Here is a 6,041-nt window from a genome sequence, read left to right as displayed (position 1 = left end):
ATAACCAACTGGCGATGTTATTCACGCTGGCCAACCTGTTTCGGGCGGACCAAATGATACGTCAGTGGGAGAGATCTCACTAAAAACTGGGAATAACGCCTTAAATGGCGAAGAAACGGTCTAAATAGGCTGATTCAAGGCATTTACGGGAGAAAAAATCGGCTCAAACATGAAGAAATGAAATGACTGCGTCAGCCGAGAAGAATTTCCCCGCTTATTCGCAGCTTCCCTAGCGTTTCACTCCTGACCTACTACTCTCAACAGAACATGTCTTTGAGCGTCCTTGACTCTATTCTTGTCTGAGTTGAAGTCGGTCTGATATCACCATGTTCATCATAGGCTACGAGCTACTGCTTTCTGTACCTTTGCTTACCAATGCAGAGGTTACATGTAGAGCAGGAGACTGAGCATAACATAGCTTGTATGTTTGATTTATTTCAAAACAACTATAACCAAGCTCATTTACCAGATTTAAAACCACTGAGTAATCGCAAGACGTGTAAAAGAAGTCTATTAATCTAATTTATAGTGAAACCCACATTTCACATATAGATGTCAATTGATTTTTGTTACCCAGATAAGTAATCACTTAGGGTCAAAAAAATATTTTTGCCTTAATGTTGGTAAAGAATTTGAATTTTCTATATCAAATATGCATTTTCCTCAGTCAATATCACTACTCGACTCAACATCCTACGGATTATCGCTTGTTACAAATAATCAACACTCGTGCATCTTCCTGCTAGAAGGTGTTTACATCTAACTTCTCGGCCATTAAATTGAAATCGCCGTTTGGAGCCTTCGCTCCTGGTATTCATCAACCTTCATTTCATAAGGAAATAAAAAATGACTCTGAATAAAAAGGATATTAAATTCGTTTCTGCGGCTGCACTGAAACATGTTCAGCACGTACTGTTCTGAATATGAACGTATGAAAAAGGATGGTGTGTATACACCATCCTTTTTTAATAGGGGATTATAGAATGTTGCATAAAATTATAGGGTCTATTGACCAAGAAAGTTTTTTTAATAATTACTTCGAAAAAAAGCCACTCTTCCAAAGAGCAGAGAGCAGTCTCATCAATATGTTCACCCTGGCTGACTTTGATCGCTATTTGATTGCTGGAGAGGGCATGCTACATAACTTAGTTAGAATAACTAAGGATGGGGTGGCAATAACGATACCGACCTATCATGGTCAAGCAACAACACAACGAGAATTCGTACTTGAAGCGTTCAAATCTGGTGCGACACTTAAGCTAGAAGATCTTGATAATCGTCACAGTGACATCGCTAAGATCTGCAAAAGCCTTGAGGACATTTTTGGTGGATATGTTTTCGCAAAACCATTCCTTACTGGCGCAAACTTCCCAGGCCTTGATACGCATTTTGATACCACAGAAGTTTTTGTTGTCCAACTAGAAGGGCGTAAAGTTTGGCATGTTTGGGACAAGGTAATCGATAATCCAACTCTTCCACTTCAACAGAACTTTAAAGATGTCGATCTTGGAGCTCCATCAATTGAGGTTATTCTAGAACCTGGAGATATATTATATATTCCAGCAGGAGCGCCACATTCTGCACGATGCTTAGATAGCCACTCATTACATATGGCTATTGGTTTGCAACCAATAAAAATTTTTGAAGTACTGGAAGGATACCTACGGCTAATGTCTGAGCACATAGTTGAACTCAGACAGAATATTTATCCATTCACTGAACGAGATCTTCTTGATAAAAATACAAAACTACTTTTAGATCGATTAAAGAAAGTACCTTTTGATGTAATTAAAGCTGACTTTGATATCGCATATAGCGCAACCAAACATGAGACCTGCGATAGACGCCTGGAAACTCTTGCTGCATCACATGCGATTACTGAGTCAACAAAGCTACGGCTAAGGCAAGGTGTTGATATACAAGCTAGAACTGGTGACGGTTCTATATCAATATATTTTAGTTCGACAATCAGCCCAGGAAAACCGCTTGTTTCAAGGCCTTCGAATGTAACTCTTCCTGATTATTGTCAGGGTGAAATAGATTATATTTGCTCAAGTGGATTAGTTTGCTTTACTCCAAGTCAGCTCTCTGGCGACCTAAACCTAGAGTCGAAAGTTCTGCTCTGTCAAGAGTTGGCTAATGTTGGCATTCTCATTTTAGAGTAACATTAAAGGGGCGTTTTCGTGTATCTTGATTTATTAAGTAAAGTGCTAACAAACAAAATCTATGAGCCTGATAGTCCAAAAGCAACACCTGATGAAGTGGACGAAATAAAGAAGACTCTAGACTTATTAATGAACGATGGTATCAATCTTAATATCAGCGCAGAAGACTTGACTCAAATCCTTCAGTACACCAAGAGATCTAGAAATATTCATACATACGTTAGCATTGACGCATTGAATAATATACGAGATGCCATAACAATCACAAATGAAAAAAAGATTGTTGGCGATGTATTAGATTGTGGGGTTTTGAGAGGGGGGACTTCAATCTACATGGCTGGAGTTCTGAAAAGCCTAAACTCATCTCGTAAGGTTTATGTAGCAGATTCCTTTTCAGGTCTACCGGTTCCCAGTACCCAGGATGGGATTTTTGCAAATCATTTCTGGTATCGATTTTCTAAGGCACTCCCGATATATAACCTGGACTGCTTAGCAAGCATTGATGATGTAAAGGAAAATTTTAATCGTTATGGATTACTCGATGATAACATAATTTTCATGCCAGGCTGGTTTGAAGATACACTACCATCATTATCAGCTGCTAATGTTAAGTTTAGTGTTGTAAGAATTGACGCGGATTGGTATAGCTCAACAAAAGACGTTCTAGATAACGTATATCACCTAATATCCGATGGTGGATTCATCATCATTGATGATTATAATCTACCAGGATGTAAGCTAGCGGTTGATGAATTTAGAGAAAAAAATGGAATTTCAAAACCACTTCAAATTGCAGATGAAGTTGCAGGAGTATTCTTTTGGATAAAATAACTCATTCATTTTCAAACCGTCTCAAGCTACTTTTACTGGGTGATGGGTTGGTCGTGTTCGGGGGATGGATTGACTATATAGCCATACTGACAATATGTGTGTATCGATTTCAAGTTGATAGCATGGAGATAGCAATTATCGGCGCAAGTATGCTATTGCCAGGTATCATATTTACCGGATTTATTAGTAATTTGGTTAATGGCTGTAAAGTTCTTTATTGGTTGCGTACGAGTCTCGTGCTAAGGGCGTTGCTGACTGTTGCACTATTAACTGCAAGCAACCTATATATCTTTGTGGCAATAGCTGTAATTAGATCTCTATTTAATAGCATAGCCACACCAGCTATATCAGTTATCAGTGCTCGTTGTGTACCAGCGGAAAACAGAACTCGCTACTATTCCTTGCTAAATATGATGAATAGTGCAGCAAAGATAACTGGCCCTGCACTTGGTGGAGCAATCGCGTCATTCGGGAGTGACGAATATGCATTGTTGATTTCAGGTGGATTAACGCTTGCTGGCTGCATTGTGTTCTGGACAATAAAGACTACAACAGTTAAAGATGGACTGGACAATTCACCAAGCTCAAAGCCATCAACATTGAGTAATGAAAGTTGGAATTCATATGCCATAGTAATGGCAATATTTTTTATCGCCGTTTTCATGGTCAACAATCAACTCCCAATTTTACTTAGAGATAACGGGTTAGATAAAAGTGCCCTTGGTGTATTAGTATCTTCATCTGCTATAGGAAACTTTCTGTATGGGTTGTGGAGTGCTCGTAATGCTACGTCTTCTTCTCTTAAAGGACTAATTGAGGAGATCTTATTCCCTGCCTTTATTACTATGTGTATGTTTATTTTGATCGCCCCCATATTATATGAACCTTTTACATTGCAATTGGCATCATTGGCTATAGTATTTTTTGTTGTAGGGCTTTTCAGTTCTAGATTTGCGATCTCATCAAATGTATACCTGGCTGAAAATTTTCAAGCAAGCCTTGGGATTGCAGCTGGACGGCTGCAAGCAATCCAGAACAGCGCGATGCTTATAGCGCCATTCATAGGAGCATTTGTACTTAGCCATTCATCTGGAGCTTTTTTGTTTGTACTGGCAGGTGTTACTGGTATCACAGGGTTATTTGCTGTGTATATGATGACTGCAAGAAAAGGCGTTAAACAGACGTTGGATGCAAAGAGCCAAGAGTAGGCGCTAAGAGGTGATATGAGCTGCTAGGAAGCGATCTTCTGTGGGCTTATAAAAACATCATTACTAACCTAGTAGCATAAAAGACACCGGTTTGAAGCCGGTGTCAAGTGATAACTATATCTGTACACTCTATTACATGAAGCCTTATTTCCTCAAGTCAGAGAGCGGCTTGTTAACTACATCCTCAAACTGCTTCAGTGTCTTTTGATACTCCCTTATTTCACGCGGAATAAGTACATCAACAGTTTTAAGAATTTGCTCAACATGATCAGGCAACTTAGGCATTGCAGCATCTTTAATCAGCCGCTCAACATTCGCGGGCAACTTAGTCATTGCAGCATCTTTAATCAGCTGCTCAACATTAGCAGGCAGCTTAGGCATTGCAGCGTCTTTAATCAGCCGCTCAACATTAGCAGGCAGCTTAGGCATTGCAGCGTCTTTAATCAGCCGCTCAACATTAGCAGGCAGCTTAGGCATTGCCGCGTCTTTAATCAGCCGCTCAACATTAGCAGGCAGCTTAGGCATTGCAGCGTCTTTAATCAGCCGATCAACATTAGCAGGCAGCTTAGGCATTGCCGCGTCTTTAATCAGCTGCTCAACATTAGCGGGCAACTTAGGCATTGCAGCATCTTTAATCAGCTGCTCAACATGATCAGGCTGCTTAGGTATTGCTGCACCAATCTTTTCAAACAGTTTTTCCAATTTCTCAGGTAGTTTAGGTGATATTACCGCAGAAGGCTGAAGCTTATTATTAAGCTGCTGCATGGCATTGTGCCACCCACCAGAAATCCCATTAAGTTCAGCCATGATGTCTAACGCTTGGGCTAGCTTTATTCCCTTTTCCTTGGCGAGCTTTTTGGCTTTTTTACGGCAGAATTCAACGGTATTACCAGAAGGGAATTTGATGTGATCGTTTTGGTGTTTCATGATACGCCTGTCCTTCATCAATTTAGATGCGCTAGCCGACATACGCCCTATAGAAGAATAGGGTTAATTGAATTTTCTTTCACTCTGCTGGTCACACACCTTCGCCTAGGTCGGCTAACTGGGTGCAGAAGTACCCATGACACTATCATGCCATGAATAAAGAGGACTCATCAAGATCTTTTCTATTGGCTTTATCAGTTAACTATCTGGAATCGCAGTATCTTCAACGATGATGCTGGCGCGTGGATACGCGCTGCTTTCCCGCTTGTTGCCAACGTGGCCGCATGGAGTGCTACATTGTTGCCAGTCCCATGGGGCTTGTACGCAATGTCACATGCTCTTGAGGTCAAACAACACCAGGTGTGCAGCCAGTTGACATCACAATCCCAAACATGCAGCTCGGTGTGATCGCCCTCTCATCTAGTTTTCTCTACTCATAGGTTTGTGACCAAACCACTCATGTAATCTGTTACGATATCACTCATTTGGCACCACAACTTGTGGGCAAGTAAATAAGTCGCATGACGCATTAATTAGGGAAGGTGCGAATAAGCGGGGAAATTCTTCTCGGCTGACTCAGTCATTTCATTTCTTCATGTTTGAGCCGATTTTTTACTCCCGTAAATGCCTTGAATCAGCCTATTTAGACCGTTTCTTCGCCATTTAAGGCGCTATTCCCAGTTTTTAGTGAGATCTCTCCCACTGACGTATCATTTGGTCCGCCCGAAACAGGTTGGCCAGCGTGAATAACATCGCCAGTTGGTTATCGTTTTTCAGCAACCCCTTGTATCTGGCTTTCACGAAGCCGAACTGTTGCTTGATGATGCGAAATGGGTGCTCCACCTTGGCCCGGATGCTGGCTTTCATGTATTCGATGTTGATGGCCGTTTTGTTCTTGCGTGGATGCTGT

General features: G+C 41.0%; 5 protein-coding genes. 3 read left to right on the top strand and 2 right to left on the bottom strand.

What is annotated here, in order from left to right; all coding sequences use genetic code 11:
• Positions 1-983: 983 nt before the first annotated feature.
• From AB5Y50_RS05775 to AB5Y50_RS05765, 3 genes are read left to right on the top strand one after another with little or no spacing between them, the layout of a single operon-like run.
• Complete coding sequence (locus AB5Y50_RS05775; RefSeq protein WP_158657420.1) at positions 984-2,165, top strand: cupin domain-containing protein; 1,182 nt, start codon at positions 984-986, stop codon at positions 2,163-2,165.
• Positions 2,166-2,183: 18 nt separating this feature from the next.
• Positions 2,184-2,996, top strand: coding sequence for a TylF/MycF/NovP-related O-methyltransferase (locus AB5Y50_RS05770; protein WP_053288697.1), 813 nt, complete (start codon positions 2,184-2,186; stop codon positions 2,994-2,996).
• A complete protein-coding gene (locus tag AB5Y50_RS05765) occupies positions 2,984-4,204 on the top strand; it encodes an MFS transporter (RefSeq protein WP_069785450.1) in 1,221 nt (406 codons plus the stop codon). Before AB5Y50_RS05770 ends, AB5Y50_RS05765 begins: the two co-directional genes overlap by 13 nt.
• A 144-nt stretch (positions 4,205-4,348) precedes the next feature.
• Here AB5Y50_RS05765 and AB5Y50_RS05760 read toward each other — a convergent pair whose 3' ends face one another.
• Positions 4,349-5,131 (bottom strand): hypothetical protein, encoded by a 783-nt coding sequence (locus AB5Y50_RS05760; protein ID WP_124812705.1) that lies wholly within the window; start codon positions 5,129-5,131, stop codon positions 4,349-4,351.
• A gap of 684 nt (positions 5,132-5,815) precedes the next feature.
• Positions 5,816-6,041, bottom strand: a 226-nt coding sequence (locus tag AB5Y50_RS05755; protein ID WP_368162447.1) for a transposase, incomplete at its 5' end; no start/stop codon positions are given.

This window comes from Aeromonas sp. s6, assembly GCF_040907815.1.
GTDB lineage: Bacteria > Pseudomonadota > Gammaproteobacteria > Enterobacterales > Aeromonadaceae > Aeromonas > Aeromonas caviae.
The sequence above is the reverse complement of the archived record's forward strand: the minus strand, read 5'-3'. Positions and strand labels throughout refer to the sequence as shown.